This is a genomic window from Amycolatopsis decaplanina DSM 44594 (genome assembly GCF_000342005.1).
GTDB classification, from domain to species: Bacteria; Actinomycetota; Actinomycetes; order Mycobacteriales; family Pseudonocardiaceae; genus Amycolatopsis; species Amycolatopsis decaplanina.
Window position 1 is genome coordinate 57495 of sequence record NZ_AOHO01000048.1, and the last position, 25786, is coordinate 83280.

At 68.2% G+C, this 25786-nt stretch carries 26 protein-coding genes; 15 read left to right on the forward strand and 11 right to left on the reverse strand.

Going from position 1 to position 25786, the window contains the following annotated elements:
• Positions 1 to 307 precede the first annotated feature (307 nt).
• On the reverse strand, positions 308 to 949 hold the full coding sequence (locus H074_RS12805) for a TetR/AcrR family transcriptional regulator (RefSeq protein ID WP_007030464.1): 642 nt from the start codon (positions 947 to 949) through the stop codon (positions 308 to 310).
• A gap of 126 nt (positions 950 to 1075) precedes the next feature.
• Here H074_RS12805 and H074_RS12810 point away from each other — a divergent pair, with 126 nt between their 5' ends.
• Together H074_RS12810 and H074_RS12815 are read left to right on the forward strand one after the other, a co-directional pair.
• Positions 1076 to 2398, forward strand: coding sequence for a GH1 family beta-glucosidase (locus tag H074_RS12810; protein WP_007030465.1), 1323 nt, complete (start codon positions 1076 to 1078; stop codon positions 2396 to 2398).
• Entirely contained in the window at positions 2391 to 3647 is a 1257-nt protein-coding gene (locus tag H074_RS12815) for an MFS transporter (RefSeq protein WP_007030466.1), read from the forward strand. Before H074_RS12810 ends, H074_RS12815 begins: the two co-directional genes overlap by 8 nt.
• A 314-nt stretch (positions 3648 to 3961) precedes the next feature.
• Here the strand turns inward: H074_RS12815 and H074_RS12820 are convergent, their stop codons facing one another.
• Both H074_RS12820 and H074_RS12825 read right to left on the reverse strand, forming a co-directional pair.
• A complete protein-coding gene (locus H074_RS12820; RefSeq protein ID WP_007030467.1) occupies positions 3962 to 4387 on the reverse strand; it encodes a hypothetical protein in 426 nt (141 codons plus the stop codon).
• Positions 4388 to 4400: 13 nt separating this feature from the next.
• The gene (locus H074_RS12825) at positions 4401 to 4775 is read right to left on the reverse strand and encodes a hypothetical protein (protein ID WP_007030468.1); all 375 of its coding nucleotides are present in this window, start codon (positions 4773 to 4775) and stop codon (positions 4401 to 4403) included.
• Positions 4776 to 5093: 318 nt separating this feature from the next.
• Between H074_RS12825 and H074_RS12830 the strand changes: the two genes are divergently transcribed.
• Both H074_RS12830 and H074_RS12835 read left to right on the forward strand, forming a co-directional pair.
• Positions 5094 to 6497, forward strand: coding sequence for a helix-turn-helix transcriptional regulator (locus H074_RS12830; protein WP_007030469.1), 1404 nt, complete (start codon positions 5094 to 5096; stop codon positions 6495 to 6497).
• Entirely contained in the window at positions 6457 to 7395 is a 939-nt protein-coding gene (locus tag H074_RS12835) for a phosphotransferase family protein (protein WP_268744762.1), read from the forward strand. Before H074_RS12830 ends, H074_RS12835 begins: the two co-directional genes overlap by 41 nt.
• Before the next feature lie 211 nt (positions 7396 to 7606).
• Here the strand turns inward: H074_RS12835 and H074_RS12840 are convergent, their stop codons facing one another.
• Positions 7607 to 9616: a tetratricopeptide repeat protein gene (locus H074_RS12840; RefSeq protein WP_235096743.1), complete on the reverse strand. Its 2010-nt coding sequence runs from the start codon at positions 9614 to 9616 to the stop codon at positions 7607 to 7609.
• A gap of 279 nt (positions 9617 to 9895) precedes the next feature.
• Here H074_RS12840 and H074_RS12845 point away from each other — a divergent pair, with 279 nt between their 5' ends.
• Complete coding sequence (locus H074_RS12845) at positions 9896 to 10462, forward strand: dihydrofolate reductase family protein (RefSeq protein WP_007030472.1); 567 nt, start codon at positions 9896 to 9898, stop codon at positions 10460 to 10462.
• Here H074_RS12845 and H074_RS12850 read toward each other — a convergent pair.
• From H074_RS12850 to H074_RS12865, 4 genes are all read right to left on the reverse strand, one after another.
• The gene (locus H074_RS12850) at positions 10459 to 11490 is read right to left on the reverse strand and encodes a copper resistance D family protein (protein ID WP_007030473.1); all 1032 of its coding nucleotides are present in this window, start codon (positions 11488 to 11490) and stop codon (positions 10459 to 10461) included. The two genes, H074_RS12845 and H074_RS12850, sit on opposite strands and share 4 nt — an antisense overlap.
• A complete protein-coding gene (locus H074_RS12855; protein WP_007030474.1) occupies positions 11487 to 12050 on the reverse strand; it encodes a copper resistance CopC family protein in 564 nt (187 codons plus the stop codon). The genes H074_RS12850 and H074_RS12855 overlap by 4 nt, the downstream gene beginning before the upstream one ends.
• Positions 12051 to 12824, reverse strand: coding sequence for a YcnI family copper-binding membrane protein (locus H074_RS12860; protein WP_007030475.1), 774 nt, complete (start codon positions 12822 to 12824; stop codon positions 12051 to 12053).
• Between the two features lie 69 nt (positions 12825 to 12893).
• Positions 12894 to 13400 carry a hypothetical protein gene (locus tag H074_RS12865; RefSeq protein WP_007030476.1) on the reverse strand — a complete coding sequence of 169 codons (507 nt, stop codon included), beginning with the start codon at positions 13398 to 13400 and terminating at the stop codon, positions 12894 to 12896.
• 303 nt (positions 13401 to 13703) lie between these two features.
• On the opposite strand from H074_RS12865, the gene H074_RS12870 reads away from it, so the two are divergent.
• The 4 genes from H074_RS12870 to H074_RS12885 are packed head-to-tail and all read left to right on the forward strand — an operon-like array spanning position 13704 to position 17272.
• A complete protein-coding gene (locus H074_RS12870; RefSeq protein WP_007030477.1) occupies positions 13704 to 14351 on the forward strand; it encodes an ABC transporter permease in 648 nt (215 codons plus the stop codon).
• Positions 14338 to 15522, forward strand: coding sequence for an ABC transporter ATP-binding protein (locus H074_RS12875; RefSeq protein ID WP_420805377.1), 1185 nt, complete (start codon positions 14338 to 14340; stop codon positions 15520 to 15522). The genes H074_RS12870 and H074_RS12875 overlap by 14 nt, the downstream gene beginning before the upstream one ends.
• Positions 15519 to 16295, forward strand: a complete 777-nt coding sequence (locus H074_RS12880) for an ABC transporter permease (protein ID WP_007030479.1) — start codon at positions 15519 to 15521, stop codon at positions 16293 to 16295. Before H074_RS12875 ends, H074_RS12880 begins: the two co-directional genes overlap by 4 nt.
• A gap of 2 nt (positions 16296 to 16297) precedes the next feature.
• A complete protein-coding gene (locus H074_RS12885) occupies positions 16298 to 17272 on the forward strand; it encodes a glycine betaine ABC transporter substrate-binding protein (RefSeq protein WP_039922322.1) in 975 nt (324 codons plus the stop codon).
• A 221-nt stretch (positions 17273 to 17493) separates the two neighbouring features.
• Here H074_RS12885 and H074_RS12890 read toward each other — a convergent pair whose 3' ends face one another.
• On the reverse strand, positions 17494 to 17958 hold the full coding sequence (locus tag H074_RS12890; RefSeq protein ID WP_007030481.1) for a DUF6474 family protein: 465 nt from the start codon (positions 17956 to 17958) through the stop codon (positions 17494 to 17496).
• A 54-nt stretch (positions 17959 to 18012) separates the two neighbouring features.
• On the opposite strand from H074_RS12890, the gene H074_RS12895 reads away from it, so the two are divergent.
• From H074_RS12895 to H074_RS12905, 3 genes are all read left to right on the forward strand, one after another.
• Positions 18013 to 19695, forward strand: a complete 1683-nt coding sequence (locus tag H074_RS12895; RefSeq protein WP_420805386.1) for a TM0106 family RecB-like putative nuclease — start codon at positions 18013 to 18015, stop codon at positions 19693 to 19695.
• An 81-nt stretch (positions 19696 to 19776) separates the two neighbouring features.
• Complete coding sequence (locus H074_RS12900; protein ID WP_152521424.1) at positions 19777 to 20403, forward strand: PadR family transcriptional regulator; 627 nt, start codon at positions 19777 to 19779, stop codon at positions 20401 to 20403.
• A 117-nt stretch (positions 20404 to 20520) separates the two neighbouring features.
• Positions 20521 to 21195 (forward strand): class I SAM-dependent methyltransferase, encoded by a 675-nt coding sequence (locus tag H074_RS12905; RefSeq protein WP_007030484.1) that lies wholly within the window; start codon positions 20521 to 20523, stop codon positions 21193 to 21195.
• Between the two features lie 70 nt (positions 21196 to 21265).
• On the opposite strand, the gene H074_RS12910 is transcribed toward H074_RS12905, so the two are convergent.
• Positions 21266 to 22024 (reverse strand): SDR family NAD(P)-dependent oxidoreductase, encoded by a 759-nt coding sequence (locus tag H074_RS12910; protein ID WP_007030485.1) that lies wholly within the window; start codon positions 22022 to 22024, stop codon positions 21266 to 21268.
• Positions 22025 to 22184: 160 nt separating this feature from the next.
• Here H074_RS12910 and H074_RS12915 point away from each other — a divergent pair, with 160 nt between their 5' ends.
• Entirely contained in the window at positions 22185 to 23495 is a 1311-nt protein-coding gene (locus H074_RS12915; RefSeq protein WP_083920411.1) for a UDP-glucose dehydrogenase family protein, read from the forward strand.
• On the opposite strand, the gene H074_RS12920 is transcribed toward H074_RS12915, so the two are convergent.
• Positions 23490 to 24068, reverse strand: coding sequence for a TetR/AcrR family transcriptional regulator (locus tag H074_RS12920; RefSeq protein ID WP_007030487.1), 579 nt, complete (start codon positions 24066 to 24068; stop codon positions 23490 to 23492). The genes H074_RS12915 and H074_RS12920 overlap by 6 nt on opposite strands.
• 112 nt (positions 24069 to 24180) lie before the next feature.
• Here H074_RS12920 and H074_RS12925 point away from each other — a divergent pair, with 112 nt between their 5' ends.
• Both H074_RS12925 and H074_RS12930 read left to right on the forward strand, forming a co-directional pair.
• Positions 24181 to 25374, forward strand: coding sequence for an FAD-dependent monooxygenase (locus H074_RS12925; protein ID WP_007030488.1), 1194 nt, complete (start codon positions 24181 to 24183; stop codon positions 25372 to 25374).
• Positions 25375 to 25383: 9 nt separating this feature from the next.
• Complete coding sequence (locus H074_RS12930) at positions 25384 to 25779, forward strand: hypothetical protein (RefSeq protein ID WP_007030489.1); 396 nt, start codon at positions 25384 to 25386, stop codon at positions 25777 to 25779.
• Positions 25780 to 25786: the final 7 nt, after the last annotated feature.

Below are 25786 nucleotides of genomic sequence, written 5' to 3' on the forward strand. Positions count from 1 at the left end.
GGGGCGCGCCCCGCACCAGCGTATCGGGAGGGGGTGTCGGGGATGGGGTTCCGAGGGGTGAAGGGGCCGGGTTGTCCACAACTGTGGGTGGGTGTGGACAGCTTATGTGGATAACTGAGTAAGGCCAGGTCAGGGTCGGTTTTGGCGTGGCTCTTGGGAATCGTGTGACTGGTGGGGCGCGGAGTCCGGGCGCCGGTGGACACGAATGGAGCAAGGGGGATCCGCCGGTGACCTGAGGTGTCCGGAGCGCCACGCACGGGACGCTCGACGTCTCAAGCGTGGCGCTCGGGACACCGCCCGGAAAAGCTCAGGCCCCGAACTTGCTCGCCAAGTATCCCTTCACCACCGACTTCGCCTCCGCCACGATCCGCTCGTCCCCTCGCGGGTCACGACGGAAGGCCAGCTTCAGCAGTGCGTCGGCCGTCTCGTTCGCGATCGTCAGCGCGAACCGGATGTCGTCCGGCGGCGACTGGATCCGCGCCGAAAGCACGTCGGTGAGCGCGTCGACGATGACGGCGTTGTTGTCGCGAGTCTCGTCCAGGAGTTGCCGGTCCACGACGTCACCGAAGTGGACCTTCGAGAAGCCGGGGACCTCGCGGTGCATGGCGAGGTAGATGTCGAGGATCGAGTCCACGACGTCCCACCAGTGCTCGGGCGCGAGTTCGTTCAGCGTCTCCGACACCGAGGCGACGAACCGCTCGAGGTTCCGCTGTGTCAGTGCCTGCACCACGGCCCGCTTGTCGGGGAAGAACTGGTACAGCGAACCGACGGCCACCCCGGCGCGCTTCGCGATCAGCGTGGTCGTCAATGCGTCGTAACCGAGTTCGTCGATCAGCTGGGCGCTGGCGTCGAGCATCTGCTCCACCCGCTTGGCGCTGCGCTGCTGGACGGGCTGCCGCCGGAGCGGAGTGATCTCCGCTTGCGGTTTCGCGGCCTGGATGTCGGACACTCGGGCTCCTCCTTCGCTGATCTGGGACTTTATCGTGCCGACAGGGTTCCCCCCGGTCGAGTGAAGGCATAGTATCTGAGAACTTTTCATGTTCGGCCGAGTCTGAAGAGGAAAGGTGCGTAGCCGGTGGAGAATCCGACCTTCCCGTCCGAATTCCTGTGGGGTGTCTCGACCTCCGCCTTCCAGATCGAGGGGGCGACCGGGGAAGGCGGCCGAGGGCAGTCCATTTGGGACACGTTCACCGCAACGGAGGGAAAGATCGCGCGGGCTGAGCACGCCAAGATAGCCGCCGATCACTTCCACCGCTACTCCGAGGACATCGCGCTTTTGGCCGAACTCGGCGTCGGCGCCTACCGCATGTCCTTCGCCTGGCCCAGGATTCAGCCCGACGGCGAAGGCAAGCCCAACGCCGAAGGCCTTGCCTTCTATGACGAATTGCTCGACGAGGTCTGTGCCGCCGGCATCGCGCCGACCGGGACGCTCTTCCATTGGGATCTCCCGCAGGCGCTCGAGGACAAGGGCGGCTGGCTCTCCCGTGATACCGCCGAACGCTTCGGTGAGTACGCAGACATCCTGGGCGAGCGCTTCTCCGATCGGGTGAAAATGTGGATCCCGCTCAACGAGCCCATGGTCATGTCGATCTACGGCTACGCGATCGGCGAGTACGCCCCCGGCAAGACACTCCTGCTCGATGCGCTCCCCACCGCGCACTACCAGAATCTCGCGCACGGTCTCGCGGTCCAGGCCCTCCGCGCGGCGGGTGCCCGCAGCGTCGGCACGGCCAACAATCATTCGCCGATCTGGCCGGCCTCCGATTCGCCGGAGGACAAGGCCGCGGGCGAATGGATCGACGCTCTCATCAATCGCACCTACGCGGATCCGGTGCTGCTCGGCCGTTATCCCGAACAAGTCGTCGAACATCTTCCCCGGGATTTCGCCGACGATCTGCCCACCATCGCGCAACCGCTCGACTTCTACGGGGTGAACTACTACGAGCCGCAAGGCGTCGCCGCGCCCGGTGAGGGCAACCCGCTTCCCTTCGAGCTACGTGCGATCGAGGGATATCCCATGACCACCAACGATTCGCCGATCGTCCCGCACGGGTTGCGCGAACTGCTCGTCGGCTTCCACGAGCGCTACCGGGAGCACCTCCCGCCCGTCTACATCACCGAAAACGGCTGCAGTTTCGACGATGTCGTCGCCGAAGACGGGCACGTACACGACCAGGAGCGCATCGACTTCCTCGACAGTCACCTGGTCGCGGTGCGCGAAGCGATGGACGCCGGTGTCGACGTCCGCGGGTACTTCGTCTGGTCGCTGATGGACAACTTCGAATGGTCGAAGGGCTATCAGCCGCGTTTCGGCCTGGTGCACATCGACTACGAGACGCAGAAGCGCACGCCGAAGGACTCCTTCGGCTGGTACCGGGAACTGATCCGTCATGAGTGAGGTCCGGGAACTGCCCGAGGCGCTCGCCGAACCGGTCGCCAGGGTCCGCGCGGGTTGGATGAGCCTGCTGTTCTTCGCGAACATCGCACTCTGGCTCGGGGTCTACGCGCCCATCCAGGTTCTCCTGCCGAAGCAGGCCGAACTGCTCGACGCGGCCAACAAGGAAGCCGTGTTCAGCCTGGTCACCGGGATCGGCGCGGTCGTCGCGCTGATCGCCAACCCGGCCGTCGGCCTGCTGTCGGACCGCACCTGTTCCGCCAGGGGCCGCCGTCATCCGTGGACGGCGGCCGGTGCGGGGGTCGCCGCGGCCGGGTTGCTCGTCCTCGCGTTCGCGCCGAACGTCGCGGTCATGGTGCTCGGCTGGTGCCTGGTCCAGGCGGGCCTGAACGGGATGCTCGCGATGCTGGTCTCGGCCATCGCCGACCGCGTGCCCGTACCCCAGCGCGCGCAGGTCGGCGGGCTGGTCGGCATCGCCCAGATGCTCGGGACGGTGCTCGGCGCGGTGGTGGTCGTGGTGATGCTCGACCTCGCCGGTCTCCCGCTGGGGTACGCGGTGTGCGCGGCCATCGTGCTGGCCGGCGCGGCGGCGTTCGTCCTGCGCACGCCGGACGCGCGGCTGCCGGTCACGTTCCGGCCGTCCGCCCGGAGCCGGGACGTGCTCGCGAACCTGTGGATCTCCCCGCGCAAACATCCGGACTTCGCGTGGGCGTGGGCCTGCCACTTCATGATCAACCTCGGCAACGCCTTCGGGACGCTGTACCTGCTGTTCTTCCTCAAGGACGCGGTGCACTACGAAGACCCGGACACCGGCCTGTTGATCATGATGGGCCTCTACGGCGCCGCGCTCGTCGTCGGCGCGCTCGTCGCCGGTCACTTCTCCGACAAGTCGGGACGCCGCAAGCCTTACGTCCTCGCGGCGTCGGCGGTGATGGCCGTCGCGGCGTCGCTGCTGGTCGTCTGGCAGAACTGGACGGCCGCGCTCGCGGCGTCACCGTTGCTGGGAGTCGGTTTCGGCGCGTACATGGCCGTCGCGCTGGCGATGCTCACGCAGGTGCTGCCCGCCGCGCAGGACCGGGCGAAGGACCTCGGGGTCATCAACATCGCGAACTCGCTGCCGCAGGTGGTGGCGCCGATGCTGACCGCGCCGATCCTGGCCTACCTTGGCGGGTATCCGAGCCTCTTCGCGGCTTCGGCGCTGTCCACCGTCATCGCCGCGGTGCTGGTCACGCGGGTGAAAACGGTCGGCTGAGCGAGGTTGGAGACCGCGGACCGGTGCCGGTCGGGGGAGGGGAGTGCAACGGCACCGGCCCGCGGGGTTCGGGGGATGACAGCGCGGCCTCGGGGCAGGTATCGCGCTGCGTTTGTGATCATCAACCTAGCGACCGATTACTGCCTTCGCTAGGTGTTCTGCCGATAATTTTCGATTAATCGCGGTGGGGACCGGAGTGATTACCGAGAGCGGCTCGTCGCGTTCGGGGGTACGTGCGAACCGCTGCCGGCGAAGGCGAGATCGTGGCGTGGTTGCCGAGGGGGCGCTCGGACCGCCGTTCACTCGCCGGCCTTCTATACGTGCACGCCGCCGATGGCGGCACGACGCGGGTTGACCAGCGCGTGCCTGCCGGTGGTTTCGGCCGGGCTCACGCCGCGGGTCTGCCCGGGGACGCGGCGGCGGTTTTCGCGCCGGTGGTCCTGGGTGGCCGCGGTCTGCTGGGGGGCGAGGCCACCGGCGACCAGGTGCTCGTGCGCGACCTGCCATACCGAGCAGGGGGCCTTGCACTTGTGCCAGCGGGTCGAGCAGGTGGGGCAGTCCCCGCGCTCGTCGGGCTCGTGCGCCTGGAGCATCGCGCGCCAGCCTTCGGTCAGCCGGGGAAGCTCCGAGCGGGCGACCGATACGAGCGACTGCGCGTCGGCCCGGTTCGCGAGATCGGAGAGCATGTCGAGGCGTTCCCAAACCGCGTTGCGGAGGACTTGCCCTAGGACCTGATCCACGGAGAACTCACCGTTACCTTTCCGCCATCTTGGCGGCTTCGTTGAGCGCTGCCCTGAGCTGTCCGAGCTGGCCGGACGTCAGGCGCGCGGTCTCTCCTGGCGGCGAGACGAGAACCACCTGGTTGTCTTCGACGAACACGGTGACGGCGCGTTCACGGCTGATGAGATCGCCGCACTGCACCCGCCAGACCAGCTGTCCGCCTTCGTAACGGCGCACACTCGCGGTACGGGGGTCGACCGGGGCGGAAGGAGAGACCGGACGGTTGGCGCCGGGGGCGACGGCGACCGCCTGCTGACCGGGGGGTGCGGCCGCACGCAGGTGGCGCGTCGCCATACCGGGCCGTCCCGCGGTGATGGAGCCTGTTGCGATCGAGTCCACGAACTCCACTGGCTCTTCTCCGCTCTCTCGTTCCACGTCGTCTTCGTATCCGCGTGTCCGCACCTGTAGGGGGTTCGGAGACTTGGTAGCTCTCCGTGATCGCTGCCGGTGGCTGGCCGGTCACGGAGATCTGACAACTACAGTGATGTGAAACCGGGTGCGATAGAAGGTCGAACCGCCGTCATAGCGGTGACCGGACGGGGTTTCACGGTAAGCGGTCAAACGACTTCTGCCGGGCCGATCACGACGGGCGATCCGGTGTTTCGCACGGTTGAATAGGTGTGCCTACGCTGTTTCTCGACCCCAACGGAACTGTGAGGGGGCGCAATGGACGCCAGTATCGGTGGCGGCGCTGTCGCCGGCTCGGACGCTTCGAGCCGCCAGAGTCACCCCGTGCCGCCGGATGCCTGGGAGCAGCCGGAGATGCGAGCCGCACTGGCCACACGGGAGATCTCCTCCGTGTACCGGCTGTTGCGCAAGCACGGTGTTTCGCAGCGCCAGATCGCCGCGATGACCGGCCAGTCGCAGTCCGAGGTGTCCGAGATCCTCAAGGGTCGCCAGGTGATGGCGTACGACGTGCTCACCCGCATCGCTGACGGCCTTGGTGTCCCCCGGGGATACATGGGTCTCGCCTATGACGAGGCGACAGCGATAAAGGTCGTCGGCGCTGCCGACGGCCAGCAGGCGGAGGAGGACGAGTCCGTGAAGCGACGGAGGTTCCTCGCACACGCCGCCCAGGTCACGATGGGTGCGGCGGTGTTCGGTCCGGAATCGGGTACGTGGTCGGCGGGCCCCGCGAAGACGCCCGCCCCCGGGCGGATCGGCATGACCGACGTACGCCAGGTGGAAGCCGCGACCAGAGCGCTCCGGTCCCTCGATTACCAGTACGGCGGCGGTTTCTGCCGCGACGCCGTGGTCGCGCAGCTGTCTTGGGGACAGCAGATGCTCGAGTCCAACGGCACCGAGATGGTCAAGAACCGCCTGTACGTCGAGCTCGCCGACCTGCACAGCCTCGCGGGCTGGACCTCCTTCGACACCGGCCTCATGGATTCCGCGCGCGGCCACTTCGCAAACGCGCTGGACCTGGCCAAACAGGGCGACAACCACCCGCTGGTCGCCAACGTCCTCTACCGGATGGGCCGTGTCTACCTGCACCAGGACGCGCCCAACGACGCGCTGAAACTGTTCCAGCTCGGCCAGATCGCCGCCCAGGAATCGGGCTCGGAGCTGGCGGTCGCCGTGCTCTGCGCCAACGAGGCGTGGGCGTACGCGATGATGGGCAACGAGGCACAGGCCGTGAAGCTGCTCGGCCGCAGCAAGGACGAGTTCGCCCGCGCCAACCTGGCCGAGGCCGAATCGTGGGTCAAGTTCTTCACCGAGACCGACGTCTACGCCATGATCGGCACCGTGCACACCGTGCTCGCCGCGAAGAACGCCGAGCACACCAAGTACGCGATCCCGGCGCTGAGCAAGGCCGTCGAGTCCTACACCGACGACATGGCCCGCAGCAAGACGTTCATGCTCAGCGCACTGGCCACGAATCACCTGCTCGAAGGCGATCTCGACCATGGCGCCAAGGTGGGTTCGAAGGCCGTCGACTGTGCCGAGGGCATCAAGTCGGAGCGGGTGAAGGACCGGATGCGGCCGCTGCAGGTCGAGGCGGAACGCCGCCGGAACAACGCCGACGCCCGTGACCTCGCAGACCGCCTCAATTCCTTCTACGCCGCCTGAACCGACCGGATCGGGCGGCCGGTTCACACCCGGCATACTGCGTGACGCCCTCGAGCGGACGTGCGAAGTGCTGGGCGTGGACCCCGAAGGCGCCCGGCTGCTGAGGTTCACCAACAACGCCGTCTACGAGCTGGCGAGCGCGCCGTTCGTCGTCCGGATCGTCGGTTCCACCCTGCTGCGGCACCGCGTCGGCACGGTCGTGCGGGTCGCGCGGCATTTCGAACGGCACGATGTGCCCGCCATCCGCCTGGTCCCCGGCCTCGACCAGCCGCTGCCGGTCGGCGAGCATCTCGTGACGGTCTGGTGGAAGGTGCCAGAGGCCGGCCGGAAGGCGAAGTCGGCCGACCTCGCCGTGCTGCTGCGCCGGGTCCACGCGCTCGAGCCGCCCGAGGGGCTCGCCGATTGGGCGCCGCTCGACGCGGTCCGCGCCCGGGTTTCGGACGCGGAGGAGCTGAACGAGGGCGACCGGCGCTTCCTGCTCGAACGCTGCGCCGAGGTCGAAGCCGCGCTCGCGAACCTCGACTTCCCCCTGCCCCGGGGCCTGGTCCACGGGGACGCGTACACCGGGAATGTGATTCCGGGTCCGGACGGGCCGGTGCTGTGCGATTTCGATTCGTCTTGTGTCGGGCCGCCGGAATGGGATCTCACGCCGCTCGCCGTCGGCCATGAACGGTTCGGTGATCCACCTGCTCGTTATCGAGTGTTCGCCGAGCGGTACGGATTCGACGTGACCACGTGGTCCGGGTTCCCGGTACTGCGTGCCATCCGTGAACTGAAGCTCACCACGAGTGTTCTCCCGATTCTCCGCAGTCATCCCAGCGTACGGGATGAACTGCGGAAACGGTTGGACGATCTTCGGAACGGACGCACCGGAGCCCGCTGGAACCGGTATCGGTGACCAGTCCGGACAGGCATCTGCACGTGCATTCGCCGATGACGAATGACCGTTCGTCGCTTGTCCGAATTCGTCGATCAAGCGGTGACAAATTCGTCCGGGCTAATCACTTCTCTCGGCCTAATACTCCCCCGAATGTGCAACTTGCAGCTACGCTGTGTTATTAGGCTCGGCGAGTTCACCCGATCGCTCTGCGTCGACCGGTGCTGTCGGGTCAGAGCTGTTCCAATCGTGTACGCAGAGCGTCAGCCTCCGGACGGCCGAGACCGACGAGGATGGGCAACGCCCGGTCGTAGTACCGCCTGGCCTCGTCGGATTTTCCTTCCGCTTCGGCGATCTCGCCGAAGGCGGACAGCGCCCTGGCCACCTCGAACCTCGACCCGCTGGCCTCCATGGTGGCCAGCGACGCTTCGAGTTCGGTGCGCGCGGCGGCGAGATCTCCGGTCGCGATGAGGGCGCGGCCGAGTTCGGTCCGGGCGCGGGCCACGTTGTAGGGGTCGGCGGCCAAGACCTCGCGAGCCCGGGTGAGGTGCTCGATCGCGGGTTCCGCCCGCCCGGCCCGGAGCTGGGTCGAGCCGAGGTTGATCAGCGCGAGCCCGATGTCGTGCGTGCGGTTCTGGCGTTCGCTCAGCCGGTGATCGTCGGTGAACCACTTCACCGCGTCTTCGAGCCTGCCCTGTGCCAGCGCGACCAGGCCGAGACCTTCCACCGACCGGATCTCGACGACCTCGTTCCCGGCCCTCCGCGCGGCTTCGCGACCCGCCTCGTAATGCGCGACGGCTTCGTCGTACCGGCCGGTGCCGCGGCAGGCGGCTCCGCTGCGGTTGTGCATCAGGGCCTCCGCGGAGGCGTTGCCCCACGCCCGTGCGCAGCGCACGCCGGCCTGACTCACCTTCAGGAAGTCCGGATAGTGCTTGCGCAGCAGGAAGAGCGGCCACATCGCGGCGGCGAGCTGCCAGCCGAGCTCGGGCAGTTGCCACGCTTCGGCGGTCTCGACGGCGGCGATGAGGTTCTCGCGTTCCAGTTCGAGCCAGGCGAGTTCCTCCTCGGAGGACTCGAACGACGTCGGCGTCGGCGGCCGGTATTCGTAGCGGTACGGGATCGGGTCCTGGTCGGGGACCGTCATGACGGTGGCCGCGGAGGCCGTGAACAGGTACCACTCGAGCATGCGGCGCACCGCGATGTCGCGGTCGTACTCGTTGCCCGCCGTCTTCTCCTTGGCGTGCAGCCGCGCGAGGTCGTGGAAGGTGTACCGGTCGTCGCCGCGGTCGATCAGCAGGCCGACGTCGACGAGCTGGTCCAGCAGGTCGTCGGCGACCTCTTCGCGGACGGCGATCGACGCGGCCGCCACGCCGACGCCGAAGTCGGGTCCGGGATGCAGGCCGAGTGCCGCGTACAGCGCGGCCGCGTCCGAGGGGAGTTCGTCGTAGGACAGGTTGAAACTGGCTTCCACCGATTGCGCCTCTTTCGTCGAGAGCGTGGCCAGTCGACGATATTCCTTCCCCAGCTCGGTGGCGATCTTCTCCAGCGACATCTTCGGCCGTCCGGCGAGCCTGGCGCTGACCGTGGTGAGAGCGATCGGCAGGCCGCCGCACAGTTCGGCGATGGCCCGCGCCTGAGCTGCTTCGGCGTCGACCCGCTCCGCGCCGACCGCGCGACCCAGCAGTTCGGCGCTGTGCGCGGAACCGAAGGGGGCCAGCTCGATCAGCCGCGCGCGATGTTCGGTCTGGAGCCTGCCCAGACGGCGCCTCGAAGTCACGATCACGAGGCTTTTCCCGCCGGCGGGCAGCAGGGGCAGCACCTGTTCGGTCGACCCGGCGTTGTCGAGCAGTACGAGCAAAGGCCGGTCGGCGGTGGTCGTGCGGTAGAGGGCGGTGAGCTCCTCGACGTCCGCGGGCAACCCCTCCGGCGGGACGCCCAAGGCGCGGAGGAACCGGCCGAGCGCTTCGCCGGCGGAGAGCGGGCCGTTGGTGCTGAACCCGCCGAGATCCGCCCAGAGGTGCCCGTCCGGGAACCGGTCGCCGAGGTGATGGGCCCACGCGGTGGCCAGCGCCGTCTTCCCGATCCCGCCCTGGCCGCTGATCAGGTGCACCGCCGGTCCGTCGGTGTCCTCCCGCGTCAGCAGCTTCTCGAGCAGCGCGAGCTCGGCCGTGCGATTGGTGAAATGAGCGGGTGCGGGCGGGAGCTGACGTGGGCCCGAACTCACCTGCCTGGTGAGCTTCACCGCCGATCGCTGGCGCGGTACCTGTGGCGTGCTGACTTCACTTTCACCCGGCAACGGGCCGCCCATCGACCATCCCCTCTTCGGGTTAACCCCAACGAACGCGTAGAGCATCCCGGTGGAGATCCGAGGAGGACAGCGAAATCGGCCAAATGCGGCCGGATGGAGCAAGGCGTGTAACAGCTCCCGAAGAATTCGCGGCCGTGATGTCGAGACCCGCGCGACGGCTTCGTCCCCGGGGCGAACGCGGCCGGAGTGGCCGCGCGAACCGGAGGGACGGACATGCGCAAGCTCATCGTTCAGCAGTGGGTCACCGTCGACAACATCGCCGCGGAGAAGGACGGCGGGCTCGGCTTCGTCTCGGGGGAGCCCTTTTCCGAGAAGACCGAGCCGGCGTTCAAGGCGAGCGTGATGGGGCTCATCGATTCGGTCGACACGATGATCCTCGGCGCGAACACCTATGCCATGTCCAAGGACTACTGGCCGCACGCCGAAGAGCAGGGCGAGTACGGCGAGAAGCTCAACAACCTCGCCAAGTTCGTCGCCTCGTCCAAGCTGGAAACCGCCCCGTGGGGCGACTTTCCCGCCGCGACCATCACGCGCGACCCGGCCGCCACCATCCGTGAGCTCAAGGAACAGAGCGGCAAGGACCTGTGGCTGTGGGGGAGCTTGACGCTCATGCGCTCCATGCTGGACGCCGGTCTCGTCGACGAGGTCCGGATGATGGTCTGCCCGGTGTCACGCGGCGAGGGAACGCGCGTTTTCCACGACCGGCGCGACCTGAAGCCGGTCGAGGCCACCGCGTTCGGCAACGGCATCGTCCTTCTGCGCTACGCGGTCGAGAACTAGGTCGTCGGGACGACCGGGGCTCGCGTGAGGACGACGGCGAAGCCGAACGCGAGCCCCATCACGGTCAGTTCCAGCGTCGCCCACGCGGCCAGCGCCGTGCGGTTGTGCCGGATGATCCGCGGCATCAGCTTCCACCGCGTGTAGGCGCCGAGGCCCGCGATCACGCCGGTGCACAACAGCTTCAGCAGCACCAACTGCCCGTACGGCGTGGTGAAGACGCCTTCCCAGAAACCCAGCGACGGGTTGAGCGAGATCTCGATCAGCCCGTTGAACAGCCCGGTCGCCGCGCCGAGGATCAGGCACAGCGTCGCCAGTTTGGAGAACCGCGGCAGCGCGTGCGCCAGCAGTGTCCGGTTCCCGACGAGCAGCACCGCCATCGCGCCGAGCCCGCCGGTCCAGGCGACGGCGCTCATCACGTGCAGTTCCATCGAGATCATCGTGTAGTCGTGGTAGTTCCAGTTCGACGCGTGCCCGGTGACCGGCAGCGGCAGCAGCGCGAACAGGCCCAGCCCGACGCGGACCTCGGCGGGCACCTTCTCGCCGTGTTTCAGCGTGAGGACGCCGAGCCCCGCGTGCAGCAGGGCCAGCACCGCGACGATCAGCAGCGCCTTCCCGGCGCCGACGTCGGCGATGTAGCTCCCGACGTCCGACATCGACAGCGTGCTGGAACCCGGCCGGTATTCGGCGGTCTGCAGGATCAGCGCGACGAGCGCGGTGGTCGCCCAGACCAGCGCGGCCGCGACACTCGCCGGCCGCGCGATCCGCATGATCGGCTCGGAGAGTTTCGGCCGGTCGTAGCCGACCAGTACCGAAAGCAGCGCCAGCCCGATCGTGGCGACCGCCGAGATGTCCAGCAGCACCCGCACGATCGGGATCGAGACCGAGACCACCTCGCTGACCTGCGCGACCCCCGGCACCGGGGCGGTGGCCGTCAGCGCGACACCGATCAGGGCGCCGACGATCCCCGCCGTCACCACGCAGAACAGGACGGCGACGCGGGCGCGTGAGGTGGTCTCGGCCTGTGTCATGAGCCGCTCTTCTCCTTGTCACCCGCGCCGGTGCGCAGTGCGACGGTCAGTCCGACGGCGAGCAGCACGACGGCGCCCGCGATCCATACCCAGATCGGCACCCCGGACGAGCCTTCGCCGCCGGTCGCCGGAGTGGTCTCGGCCTGGCCCGCGTTGCCGCGCGCGGCGTCGCCGCTCGCCGGGGTCCCGGTGCCCGCGGCGGTGAGGGTGAACGGCACCTCACCGGTCACGGCGTGCCCGTCCGCGGACAGGATCCGGTAGCCGATCTTGTACTCGCCCGCCGGGCCGAGTGGCCGCAGCGGCACGGACACGACGCTGTCGCGGACTTCGACCTGGCCTTCGGCCCACTGGCCGCCGCCCGGTCCGATGACCGCGATCTGGTTGACGTTCGCGTTCTGGACGTATTGGTCGAACGTGAGCGTGATCTTCGCGGGTCCGGCGGCGATCGAAGCGCCCTTCGCCGGGTCCGAGGAGATCAGGACGTTGTGCGCCAGCGCCGGGGTGGCCGTGGCGAGCCAAGCCACCCCGGTGATCGCCAGCGCGACGATCGCTTTACGCATTTACTCGGTTCCCTTGGTGTCGCTCTTGCTGGAAGCGGCGGTGGCACGGCGGGCGCGCAGGGTGGCACCGGCGCCGACGCCGAGGCCGAGCGCGCCGACGACCAGGCCGGCGCCGCCGAGCCAGCGGGCGGTGTTGTCGGAGGAGGACGACGCGGCGTGCGAGTCGTCCGAGTCCTTCGCGTCGGTGCCGTGGGCACCGCCGTGCCCGTCACCGCTCTTCTCGGCGAGCTTCACGCTCGGCGCGGGGTGTTCCGGCTCCTCACCGGAGGCCGGGGTCGGCTGGTTCCACTCGACGACCTTGCCGTTCTCGTAGGTCTGGGTGGCCGGGAACTCGATCGCGTCGACATTGGTCGGGAACTGGCCCGCGCTGATCTGGAACTCCTGGAACTCGGTCGAACCGGCGGCGATCTTGGTGCCGGGCTCCGCGGTCCAGGAGACCAAGGTGGCGGCCTCGGTGATCTGCGTGCCGGAGGCGGTGGTCACCGGTGCGGGCAGCTTGGACTTGACGACCTCGGCCTTCCAGCCGGGGATCGGCTTGGTGCGCACGGAGCTGAGCGCGTACTCCGGCTTGAGGGTGATCTCGACCTTGACCGTGCCGGCGTCCTTCTCCTCGTTGGGGACACGGAAGAAGATCGACCCGTAGCCGCCCTTCGAGGGCTGGGGGCCGTAGACGTTGGCGGTGACGTGGGCCGAGGCGACCCCGGCGGACAGCAGACCGGCGATACCGACTGTCGCGGCCAGGAAACCGGCGCGCTTGAAGACGTGCTTGGACACGAAAACTCCTGAACGTGAGTGAAACGGCGGGTTCGGGGACCTCGCCGGAGTACGGGGACGATCTGGGGTTCAGGAGAACAGCGGCGGGCCACGCCTGCCGTGGACCCGGCGGAGGTCCACGCGGACGAGGTGACCGGGACCCGCCGGACGGGCGAGCACCGGGGACGCCACCGCGGCGGGCACCGGGAGCGCGTTGAGGATGAACGGGACCAGCGCGCGCAGGCAGTCGAGGACGCCGAGCAGCAGTCCGTCGGCTTTGGCCAGCAGCAACGCGGTGACCAGCGTGGCGACGACGTGCGCGACGGTCATCGCGAGTCCGCCCGAGACGAGGGCGGGTCCGCTTCGAGCAGGCACAGTGTGCATGAGCTCATGACTGCTCAGGGAGCTGAGCACGAGGTGCATCACGACCTGGCCGGCGCCGAGATCGACGATGGTGGCCATCGGTCCGCGGGCCTTCGCGGCGAGCGCGGCGGCGTTCCAGCCGATCAGCACGGTGAGCAACAACGTCATCGCCGTATCGGGTAAGTCGCCGTCCCCGATCAGGTGAGCGGTCACGGCCAGCGCGGCGGAACTCACGCCGAGCAATCCACCACGTACAGCGCGTAACGCGCTTCGGTGATGACCGCCCTTACTCACGGGATGAAGAGTATGCGACGCCCGGTCGGGTGGTCGATGTCCTCCCGGCTGTTGAGCAGTGGGAAAGATGCCGACCGGGTGGCGCGTGCGTTTGCCCAATTAGGCCGAATGGGGAAGGTTGGCGGGATAAAAGGCGGTAAACAGGGGTTTGACCCCGCGGCTTTTGGGTAGTCAGGCTCCCGATACAGCTACTCCGAATGGGTGAGGAGCCTCACCCAGAGGCGGCGGGAGAACCAGCACGCGATGAACCTCTTCGAGTACATCTCGGATCGGTGGGACAGACTCGCCCTCCAAGGGCTCCTCCATGTCAGCGCGGTCGTGCAGTGCACGATCCTGGCCGCCGTGCTCGGCGTGGTGATCGGCGTCGCCGTCTACCGCAGCCCGATCGGCTCGGCCGTGGCCACGGCGCTGGCGAGCACGATCCTCACCGTTCCCTCCTTCGCCCTCTTGGGGCTTCTCATCCCGGTGTTCGGTCTCGGCGCGAACACCACCGTCATCGCCCTCGTGCTCTACGCGCTGCTGCCGATCGTGCGGAACACGATCGTCGGGCTGAGCGGCGTGGATCCGGCGGTCAGTGACGCGGCGCGCGGCATCGGCATGAGCCGGTTCGGCGTGCTGACCAGGGTGGAGCTGCGGCTCGCCTGGCCCGCGATCCTCGCCGGCATGCGGGTCGCGACGCAGATGCTCATGGGCATCGCGGTCATCGCGGCCTACGCGAAGGGCCCGGGCCTCGGCTCGGAGGTCTTCTCCGGCCTCACCAACGCGGGGAGCACGAACTCCCTCAACCAGGCACTGACCGGGACGCTCGGCGTGGTCGTCCTCGCACTGGTCCTCGACGCCGTTTACGTCCTGATCAACCGTTTGACCGTCTCTAGGGGTGTCCGTGGCTGAGTCTCCTGAAACCGTATCCGGCGTCGAAATCGAGCTGGAGAACGTCACGAAGCGCTACCCCGGCACCCGTGAGCCGGCGGTCGACGACTTCTCGATGGTGGTGCCCGCGGGCAAGATCGTGGTCTTCGTCGGCCCGTCCGGCTGCGGCAAGACCACGACCATGCGGATGATCAACCGGCTGATCGAGCCGACGTCGGGCCGCATCACCATCGGCGGCGACGACGCGCTGAAGCTCGACGTCGACACCCTGCGCCGCCGCATCGGCTACGCGATCCAGCAGGCCGGGCTCTTCCCGCACTTCACCGTCGCGCAGAACATCGCGGTGGTGCCGGGGCTGCTCGGCTGGGACAAGAAGAGGGTCGACGACCGGGTCGAGGAGATGATGGACCTGGTCGGGCTGGACCCGGCCGATTTCCGCGACCGTTTCCCGCGTCAGCTGTCCGGTGGGCAGCAGCAGCGCGTCGGCGTCGCGCGGGCGCTCGCGGCGGACCCGCCGGTACTGCTGATGGACGAACCGTTCGGCGCGGTCGACCCGATCACCCGCGGCAACCTGCAGGACGAACTGCTGCGGCTGCAGACCGAGCTGAAGAAGACGATCGTCTTCGTCACCCATGACTTCGACGAGGCCGTGAAGCTCGGCGACAAGATCGCGGTGCTCGGCGACCAGTCGAGGATCCTCCAGTACGACACTCCGGACGCGATCCTCGCGAACCCGGCCGACGACACGGTCGCCGGTTTCGTCGGCGCCGGTGCCTCGCTGAAGCAGCTGACCCTGCTGCGGGTCCGCGACGTCGAGCTGAAGCAGGACGCGCTGACGGCGACGGTCAGCGAATCGCCGTCCGAGGTGCGCGAGAAGCTGACCCGGCAGCGCAAGCATTTCGTGCTGGTGCTCGACCAGCGCCGCCGCCCGATGCGGTGGGTGCACGTCCGCGAGCTGACCGCGTCGGCGTCGCTGACCAGCGCGGGCAAACCGCTGCGCGACTCGGTCAGCCTCCAGTCGACACTGCAGGACGCGCTCGAAGCCATGCTCGCCGAGGGCGGCAGCGTCCCGGTGACCGGCGCCCGAGGCGAGTACGCCGGGACGATCGAGCTCGACACCGTCATCTCGACGATCCAGCAGCTGCGCGAGGAGCACTCCGACGACAACCCGGCGGAAGGTGTGACCGCATGACGGCCGTCGATACCGGGTTCTCCACCGAGTCCTCGTCGAGAAGCGCGGAACGGGTCCGGCTGTTCGCGCAGCCCGCCGCGGTGCTGCTGATCGTCGCCGGGGTGCTGATCTGGGTGTTCACCAGCGATCTGACCGCGACGGAGAAGGAGACCCTCAACGCCGCCGGGCTGTTCGCCGCGCTGCGCGACCACCTGGCGATGACCGTCGTGGTCACCGCGATCGTGGTCGCCGTGGCGGTGCCGCTCGGCGTGCTCGTGACGCGGCCCTGGGCGAAATGGGCGGCGCCGGTCTTCCTGGCGGTCGCGAACATCGGCCAGGCAGCGCCCGCGCTCGGTGTGCTGGTGCTGTGGTTCATCGTCACCGGCGCCACCGGCGGGCTGTGGGTCGCGGCGCTGCCGCTGGCGTTCTACTCGCTGCTTCCGGTGCTGCGGAACACGATGGTCGGCCTCCAGCAGGTCGAGCCCGCGCTGATCGACGCCGGCCGCGGGATCGGCATGTCGGCCTCCGGCGTGCTGTGGCGGGTCGAGTTCCCGCTGGCCATCCCGCTGATCCTGGCCGGTCTGCGGACCTCGCTGGTGCTGGCCGTCGGCACGGCGACCTTCGGCATGTTCGTGAACGCCGGCGGTTTCGGCCTGCTCATCGACACCGGCTACAAGCTCAACCTGACGAAGGTGCTGATCACCGGCTCGGTGCTCGCCGTCGCGCTGGCGCTGCTGGTGGACTGGCTCGGCGCGGTGGCGGAACAGTTCTTCGGACCGAAGGGACTGCGCTGAAAATGCGACTCGGAGCACTTCGTTTGAAAGCACTGCTCGGCGCGGTCCTGTTGTGCGGCACGCTTTCCGCGTGCGGGCTCGAGGTCAACACCGCGCTGCCGTACAAGATCGAACCCGGGTCGATCCAGCCCATCGAATCCCTCAAGGGTGTCAAGGTGACGGTGGGGTCGAAGGACTTCACCGAGAACATCATCCTCGGCTACATGGCCGAGATGGCGCTTTCCGCGGCGGGCGCGGACGTCGTCGACCTGACCGACATCAAGGGCTCGAACTCGTCGCGGCAGGCGCTGCTCGCCGGCCAGACCGACGTCACCTGGGAGTACACCGGCACCGGCTGGATCAACTACCAGGGCAACGAACTCCCCGTCCCCGGAGGGGAACAAGCCCAGTACGAAGCCACGAAGGCGGCCGACGAGGCGAAGTTCGGCGTCACCTGGCTGAACTACTCGCCGCTCAACGACCAGTACGCCTTCGCGGTCACCGAGGCATACGGCGCGGCGAACAACCTGAAGACGACGTCGGACCTGGCGGAGTTCCTGAAGCGGAAGCCCGACCAGAACGTGTTCTGCCTGGAGACCGAATTCACCAGCCGCCAGGACGGTTTCCCCGCCGCCGTGCGGGCGTACGGGTTCCAGAACCCGGTGATCAAGAACTTCGGCATCGGCACGATCTACTCGGCCGTGGCGAGCGGGACCTGCCCGATCGGCGAGATCTTCACGACCGACGGCCGGATCGCCGGGCTGAACCTTCGCGTCCTCGAAGACGACAAGAAGGCGTTCCCGCAGTACAACGCCGTGCCGACGCTGCGGACGGAATTCCTGAACCAGCACCCGGAACTCCGCGGGCCGCTCGAAACCGTCACCGCCGCCCTCGACAACCAGCAGATGATCGAGCTGTGCAAGCAGGTCGACGTCGACGGTCGTGATCAGGGCGAGGTCGCCTACGAATGGATGAAGAAGAAGGGGTTTATTTCTTAAATCTCGCGCTGACGAAAACGTGCCGAAGGGGCGCCGTCTCGTGTCAACGTCACGTTGGCAGGGGAGGCGCCCCTTCATCACGTTTCCGTGGGCCTTCGGCCCGAAAGGGGCGCTCGACGGGTGAAGTCTCCGTCGGGCGCGGGGCGCCCTTGGGGAGACCGTTCTCGGTCCGGTTCGCCGCCGTCCCGGTCCCCTTCAGCCGCCGTCTTTGTCCCGCCCGCTCAGACCCCCAGGCGGTGCAGCAGCTTCCCCTCGAGCTGGTCCAGCTCCCCGGCCACGGCCCGGTGCGCCGCCTTCCGTCGCGCGGCGGGCATCCGCTCCGACGCGCGAACGGTCGCCGAAAGCTGCTCCAGCGTCCCCTGGGTGTCCTTCGCGAAGGCCGCGTCGGCGTCGGTCGCCTTCGCGGACCTCTTCAGCTCCGCGAGCCCCTGCGTCAGCCCCGCGATCCGCGCGTGGAGTGCGGCACCGCGTCCGCTGAACTCACCGAGCTGGTCGACGGCGACGCCGAGCTTCTTCGCTTGATAACGGTCGTATAGCTCTCGGGCGGCCCCCGCCGCTCGAACGGCGTACGGCGCGATCACCGGCAGTACGGCCGGTCCGAGCACTTTGGCCACCGCGACGGCGTTTTTCGCCTTCTTCGGGGTAAACCTGCCTTCGCCCTCGACGGCTTTGGCCTTGCGCGCCATGGCACCTCCCACGCTGTGTCACAGACGAACTTACTGGTCCCCGATGTGGCGGGCATGTCGGCTTGCCGGTCGCCTTCTAGAGTGTTGTCTGTGAGTAACGAGGTGCTACTGGACGCGGGAGCGGTGAGCCGCTGCCGGCGTCGCGTGCACCTCGAACACGATCCGGCGATGCGCGAGGTCCCGCTCGCCCCGCCCGACCCCGCCGCGCAGCAGCGGATCGCCGACGCGTCAGCACATCGCGACGCGATCGTGCGGCAACTCATGGACGCGACAGGACCTGACGCGACCTGGGTCAAGATCTCCCGCGACCTCCCGGCCGCCGAGCGCGTGCAGCTCACCGAAGAGGCCTTCGCCGCCGAAGCGCGCTACATCTGGGGCGCGCTGCTCCCGGCGGATCGTGCCGGTCACCGGCGAGGCGGCTCCGAGTTGCTCGTCCACACCGGCGCCGGATACGTGCCGGTGCTGGTCGTGCGGCACCGCATCACCGATCGCGGCGCGGGCGCGCCGACCACGGCGATGACCGACCTCGACCCGGCGAACCGGTTGCCCGACCCGGCGCGCAAGGTTCGCTCGCAACCGCGGGACCAGATGCGGCTCGCGCACCTCTATCGGATGCTCGAAGCGCTCGGGAAGCACGAGGGACACCGTGCCGTCGGCGGTGTCATCGGGCTCGACGCGGACGTCGTCGTCTGGCACGACCTTGCCGCGGGCACCTGGCCGGGCGGCCGAAGCGCGCTGACGGAGTATCAGAGCCGCTTCGTGGACAGACTCGCCATCGCGAGCGCCGCCGCCGATGGCGAAGAGCCGCTCGCCGAACCGTCTCGCGTCCTCGAATGCCGGCGCTGCCCTTGGTGGCCGACGTGCGAGGTCGTGCTCACCGAGACTCGTGACGTCAGCCTGGTCGTCCGCGGCGAGGACGCGATGGAACTCCGCCGCGCCGGGGTGTCCACAGTGGACAAGCTGGCCGCGCTCGATCCGGCCGACGAGCCCCCGCCGATGAACTGGACCGGTGGTACCTTCGCCGACGCGATCATCCTCGCGCGCGCCTGGCTCGCCGATCTCACGATGGTGCGCAAGGTCGACCGCGTCGAGGTCTCGCGCGGTGACGTCGAGGTGGACGTCGACATGGAGAGCTTCGGTGATTCCGGCGCGTACCTGTGGGGTTCGCTGCTGACCGGCGCCGACATCGGGATGGAGCAGGGCTACCGGGCGTTCGCGACGTGGGAGCCGCTGCCGACCGCGGACGAGGCCCGGTCGTTCGCCGAGTTCTGGGCCTGGTTCACCGAAGTCCGCGAGCGCACGCTCGCCGCGGGCCTGACCTTCCGCGCCTACTGCTACAACGCGCTCGCCGAGAACCGCTGGCTCTTCGGCTCCGCCGACCGGTTCGGCGAATACCCCGGCGTTCCGAAGAAGGCCGAGATCGCGTCCTTTGTGGACTCCGAGGAGTGGATCGACCTCTTCCGCAGCGTCACCGATCAGTTCCTGTGCTCGCACGGCAAGGGACTCAAGGTGATCGCCCCGGTTTCCGGGTTCGCTTGGCGCGATCCCGAAGCCGGTGGCGAGGCGTCGATGAGGTGGTACCGCGACGCCGTCGGCATGGACGGCGGTGTCCCGGACGACGCCCAGCGAGAGCGCCTGCTGCGTTACAACGAGGACGACGTCCTGGCGACGCACGCGCTGCGGAACTGGATGACCGACCACGCGCAGACGTCCGTGCCGTACATGAACGACCTCTGATCCTTCAGTCGCCGAGAAACTTGCGATCAAGTCTTCTCGTCAGGATACTCGTTGGCGATTACTCGTCGACGAGGAGGCATGGTGAAGCGGCGGAAGGTGGGGAATCTGCTGGCGCTGGCGATACTGGCCACGCTGAACGAGCGTCCGGCGCATCCGTATGAAATGGCGTCGATCCTGAAGAGTCGCGGCAAGGACCGCGACATGGGGATCAAATGGGGCTCGTTCTACACGGTCGTCGGCAACCTGCGGAAACACGGCCTCATCGAAGCCGCCGAGAGCGGTCGCGACGGCGCCCGCCCCGAGCGCACGGTGTACCGGATCACCGACGCCGGCCGTGACGAAATGCTCGACTGGCTGCGCGAACTGCTCGCCGAACTCGCGCCGGAGGAGCCGAGGTTCGTCGCCGGGCTGTCGGTGATGGCGTGGCTCGGACCGGACGAGGTGATCGCCCTGTTGCGAACCCGGCTGGCGGCGCTGGACGAGGAGATCGCCGCGGAGCGCGCGGAACTGGCGCGGCTCCTCGAGGAGATTCCGCGGCTGGTGCTGCTCGAATCCGAGTACCACCTGGCGATCCGCGCGGCGGAGGCCGAATGGGTCCGCTCGATCCTCGGGGAACTGACTTCCGGCTCGATGCCCGGTCTCGCCGAGTGGCGGGCCTTCCACGAGACCGGAGAACCACTGGCCGAAAGGGGGAGCACCGGCAGTTGAAAGAGCCCCGGCGAGGTGTTGCAGCACCCCACCGGGGCGACGATCCCGCAACCGGAACCCGGCCACGAGACGGCACTTCGAGGATAACCGGGCTCCGGGCGAACAACCTGGAGAGACATGTCGAACATCAAGGACAGGAAACGGTTCAAGATCGTGCCGGAGATGGGCGGCGCGCTGGCGCGGAACTACGCCCGGCAGCGTGGCACCGGACCGCAGATCGAACACTGGCGGACGCAGGCGCGCGAACTCACCGCGGACCTGCCGGAAGGCGCGAAGATCCTCGAGGTCGCCTTCGGTCCCGGCTACTTCGCCGTCGAACTCGCGCGGCTCGGGTTCTCCGTCACCGGTCTCGACGTCGCGCCGACGTTCGTCGAGATCGCGAACGAGTACGCACGGGCTCAAGGCGTCGAGGTTTCGTTCCACGAGGGCGATGTCGCGGGGATGCCGTTCGACGACGAGTCGTTCGACTTCGTCGTCTGCCAGGCCGCGTTCAAGAACTTCGCGTGGCCGGTGAAGGCACTCGACGAGATGCACCGCGTGCTGCGCCGGGGTGGCACGGCCGTCGTGCAGGACATGAACCGGAACGCGACCGATGGTGACATCGTGCGCGAGGTCGAGGGCATGAAGCTCGGGAAACTGGCGGGGCTCGGCGTCCGGCAGGCGCTCGGCGGGCTGCGGCGGCGCGCCTACACGCCGCTCGACTTCAGCGGGCTGGTCGCCGAAACCGCGTTCCGGACCTGTGAGGTCACCACCTCGGGCATCAGCCTGGATGTCCGTCTCACCCGTCCCTGACCTGACATGAAGGACTCCTTCATCGCGAAATTTGCGATGAAGGAGTCCTTCATGTCACGCGGGGGGAGGCTCAGCGAGGAGCCATGCGCAGCGAGCCGTCCATCCGGATGACCTCGCCGTTCAGGTAATCGTGGTCGATCAGCGACAGTGCGAGCTGCGCGTACTCGTCCGGCCGCGCGAGCCGCTTCGGGAACGGCACGCCCTCGGCCAGCGAAGCGCGGAACTCCTCGCTCACCGTCGCCAGCATCGGGGTGTCGACGATGCCCGGCGCGATGGTCAGCACGCGGATGCCGTGCGACGCGAGGTCGCGCGCGGCGGGCAGGGTCATCCCGACGATGCCGCCCTTGGACGACGAGTACGCGACCTGCCCGATCTGGCCGTCGAAGGCGGCGACCGACGCGGTGTTGATGATGACGCCGCGCGCGTTGTCGGCCAGCGGCTCGGTCTTGGCGATGGCCTCGGAGGCCAGCGTCAGCACGTTGAAGGAGCCGATCAAGTTGATCTGGACGACCTTCGCGTACAGGGCGAGGTCGTGCGGGCCCTTCTTCGAGAGGATCCGCGCGGACGGTCCGATCCCGGCGCAGTTCACCACGGTCCGCAGCGGTACCCCGGATTCGGCGGCGGTCGCGACGGCGGTCCGTACCTGTTCCGGGTCGGTCACGTCGGCCTCGACGTAGGTGACGCCCTCGACCTGCTCGGCGTTCGCGATGGCACCGGCGAGGTCCAGCGCGAAGACCCGCGCGCCCTTCGCGGCGAGCGCCTTCGCGGTCGCACCGCCGAGCCCGGACGCGCCACCCGTGACGAGCGCCGCGGTATCGGTGATCTGCATGTTCTCCCTTTCGTCGACAACCGGGTCCAGGTTAACGCTCGTTCGCATCGGCGGGATGGGTGTGCTGGCTCACGTCGGTGCGCAGCATGTCGTGAGGAGTATTCGGGCCTGAAGCACTCCGTTCGCTTCCAGGTCAACTCCGGCTGTCACCTTCAGCAGCATGAGCACTGCTCGGATCGTGGTGGTGGGGACCGGTTACGTCGGATTGACCACGGGAGCCTGCTTGGCCGGCCTGGGGCATCGAGTCACTTGCGTCGATGTCGACCAGGCGAAGGTCGCAAGGCTCTCCGCCGGACGGGTGGACATCCTGGAGCCGGGATTGTCCGAGCTGGTGTCGAGGGGGCTGACCAGCGGAAGACTCGAGTTCGTGGTCGGCGCGCGCGACGCCGTTCGTGACGCGGAGGCCGTTTTCCTTTGTGTGCCGACGCCGATGGGGGCCGGCGGCTCGGCGGACCTGCGGGCCGTCGAGGCCGTGACCAACGAGATCGGCGACGTCATCCCGCCGGGCTGCGCGCTGATCACCAAATCGACCGTTCCGGTGGGGACGTCGAAGCGCATCCAGGCGATGCTCGGCCGCACGGACGTGCCGGTCGTGTCGAACCCGGAGTTCCTGCGTGAGGGCACGGCGGTGGAGGACTTCCTCGGCCCCGACCGGATCGTCGTCGGTTCGGACGACGTCGAGGCCGCCCGCTGGGTCGGCGACCTCTACGCCGACCTCGCCGCCCCGGTCGTCGTCGCCGACGCGGCCAGCGCGGAACTGGTGAAGTACGCGGCGAACTGCTTCCTCGCGATGAAACTGTCCTATGTGAACTCGATCGCCGAACTGTGCGAACGGCTCGGTGCGGACATCGACCTGGTCACCGAAGGCATGGGCTACGACCGGCGCATCGGCCGCTCGTTCCTCAAGCCCGGTCCCGGCTGGGGCGGCTCGTGCCTGCCGAAGGACACCAGCGCGCTGGTCAGGGTCGCCGAGTCGGTGCAGTACGACTTCACGCTGCTCACCTCGGCGATCGAGGAGAACATCGCGCAGCGGGACCGGATCGTCGCGAAGATCGCCGGCGCCGTCGGAGGCACGCCGGCCGGTTCACGGATCGGCGTCCTCGGGCTGGCGTTCAAAGCCGGGACGAACGACCTGCGTGACTCGCCCGCCCTCGCGGTCGCTTCCGTGCTGGGCGCGCTCGGCGCGGAACTGACCGCCTACGACCCCGCCGTCGGCGGCCACATCGACGGCATGACCGTGGTCGACGACCCGTACCAGGTCGCGAAGGCCGCCGACGCCGTGGTCGTGCTGACGGAATGGGACGAGTTCAAACGGCTCGATTGGACCTACATGGCCGAGCAGATGGACGGCGATTCGGTCGTCGACACGCGCAATCTTCTCGAGCCGCAAAAAATCCTGGACGCCGGCCTGTCGTGGCAGGGCGTCGGGCGGCCGCGGGCGGCACTGCGGCGGAAGGTCGCCGTTTCATGACACCCGGGAGACGAGCTGCAGCAGGCCGTCCACGACCTCCTCGGCCGTCGGACCGTTCTCCGGGTCGAGCAGGTGCTGCAGCATCATGCCCGAGTTCAGGGCGGCGGCCACCGCGCCGATCCGGCGCTCGTCCGCCTCGGTGAGGGTGTCCTCGTCGATCCCGAGGATGCCCGCCGCCATCCCCCGGCGGCCCTCGCGCTGCGCGGCGGCGAGCTGCTTCCTCAGCTCGGGATGATGTTCGGACTGCACGAACGCCTCGATCGAGGCTATCCACAGCTTCCTGTTGCGCCCGTAGGAGTCGATCATCGCGCGCCAGGACGCCGCGTACTGCTCGGACGGCGAGGCGTCGGGGTCGACGGCGCTCCGCATCTCCACCTGGATCTCTTTGCCCCAGTCGTCCATCGCCTGCGAGAACGCCGTCACCAGCAGGGCTTCGCGCGATCCGAAGTGATAACCGATCGCCGCGTGGCTGACCCCGGCCGCCGTCGCGATGTCCCGCACAGTCGTGCGTGACCAGCCTTTTTCCTTCAAGCACTGGATGGCGCCCACCATCAGGTCCTCGCGATTACCCATGCCGGGATCCTAGACCATGCGGTTTATCCATTTGGTTTAACCATGCGGCTTGACCAAGCGTGCAAATCTGCCGTACGGTCGCTCCCATCACCACGAACCCAGGGAGCAAGCCATGACGACCACCGTTCTGATCTCCGGCGCCGGCATCGCGGGTCCGGCCCTCGCCTACTGGCTGCGGAAGCGCGGTTTCGCGCCGACCGTCGTCGAACGCGCCCCGGCCCTGCGTGAAGGCGGCAGCGCGGTCGACTTCCGCGGCGAGCAGATGACCCTGCTGAAGCGCATGGGAATCATCGAGGACATCCGCGCGAAGGAAACCGCGATGGGCGCGCAGGTCATCGTCGACGAGCGAGGCAAAGAGGTCGCCCAGATGCCGTCGGTCTTCTTCAGTGGCGAAGTCGAGATCGAGCGCGGAGATCTGACGCGCATCCTCTACGACCGCACGAAAGACGACGTCGAGTACGTCTTCGGCGACTGGATCACCGGGCTGGACGAGCTTTCGGACGGCGTCGATGTCGACTTCGCCCATGGCGAGCCGCGCAGATTCGACCTGGTCGTCGGCGCGGACGGGCTGCACTCGGGCGTGCGGCGGCTGACCTTCGGTGACGAAGAGCAGTTCCGCACCGACCTCGGCTTCCACACCGCGGGCTTCACCGTGCCGAACCACCTCGGCCTCGACCACCTCGGCCAGATCTGCAGCGTCCCCGGCCGGACGGTCATGGTCGCCAGCGGTCGTGACCGCTCGGCTCTCAACGTCAGTTTGATCTTCGCGTCGGGGTCACTGGAGGTGCGTCGCCGCGATGTCGAGGCGCAGAAGAAGGCGCTCGTCGAGCGCTACGCCGACTTCGGCTGGGAAGTCCCGACGCTGCTCGAAGGCCTCGGCGACGTCGACGCGCTGTACTTCGATTCGCTCAGCCAGATCCATCTCGACAAGTGGTCGCAGGGCCGCGTCGTGCTGCTCGGTGACGCGGCCTGGTGCGCGGGCCCGGGCGGTTCGGGCACTGGGCTCGCGATGATGGGCGCGTACATCCTGGCGGGGGAACTCGCCGCCGCGCGTGGCGACCACGAAGTCGCTTTCGCGCGCTACGAAGAGAAACTGCGCGGTCCGGTGAAGGTCTCGCAGAAGCAGGCGGCCGGGATCGGCACATTCCTCACGCCGAAGACGCGGTTCATGATCGGCTACCGGAACTTCCTGTACCGGGTGCTGGGTTCGCGGCCGATGACCAAGGTGTTCACGTGGATCACCTCGCGAGCGGCGAACGCGGCGACACTCGAAAACTATGACGCTCCTGTCGCCGCGCGGGGATAGTTTCGATGGGTGAGGGACGAGAAGGAGTTTCGCCGGGCTTGCTACGAGGCGGCTCGGCGAACACGCGGCCGGGTCACCGAGTTCCAGTACTCGGATTTCGACGAGTGCGTCATCGGCTACCGTGACCGGACCATCGCGATCATGTGCAACCGCGACGCGGTACTGGCCATCACCGAACCGCGGTCCATCGATTTCTCCGAAGGATGGGTCGACGGCAGTCCGCTGACCTACCTCGACGAGCCCGAGTTGGTCGCCGTGCTGGCCGAGCAGCCGGGATTCCGGGTGCTGACGCGAGCCGAACTGCTCGGCCCGCCCGACGCCGAAGCCTGGGGGATCTCCCCGTACGACCTGAAGTGCTGGAGGCCCGCGACACTCGGCGACGCCCTCTTCAACTTCTGGGACTGAAAAAGTA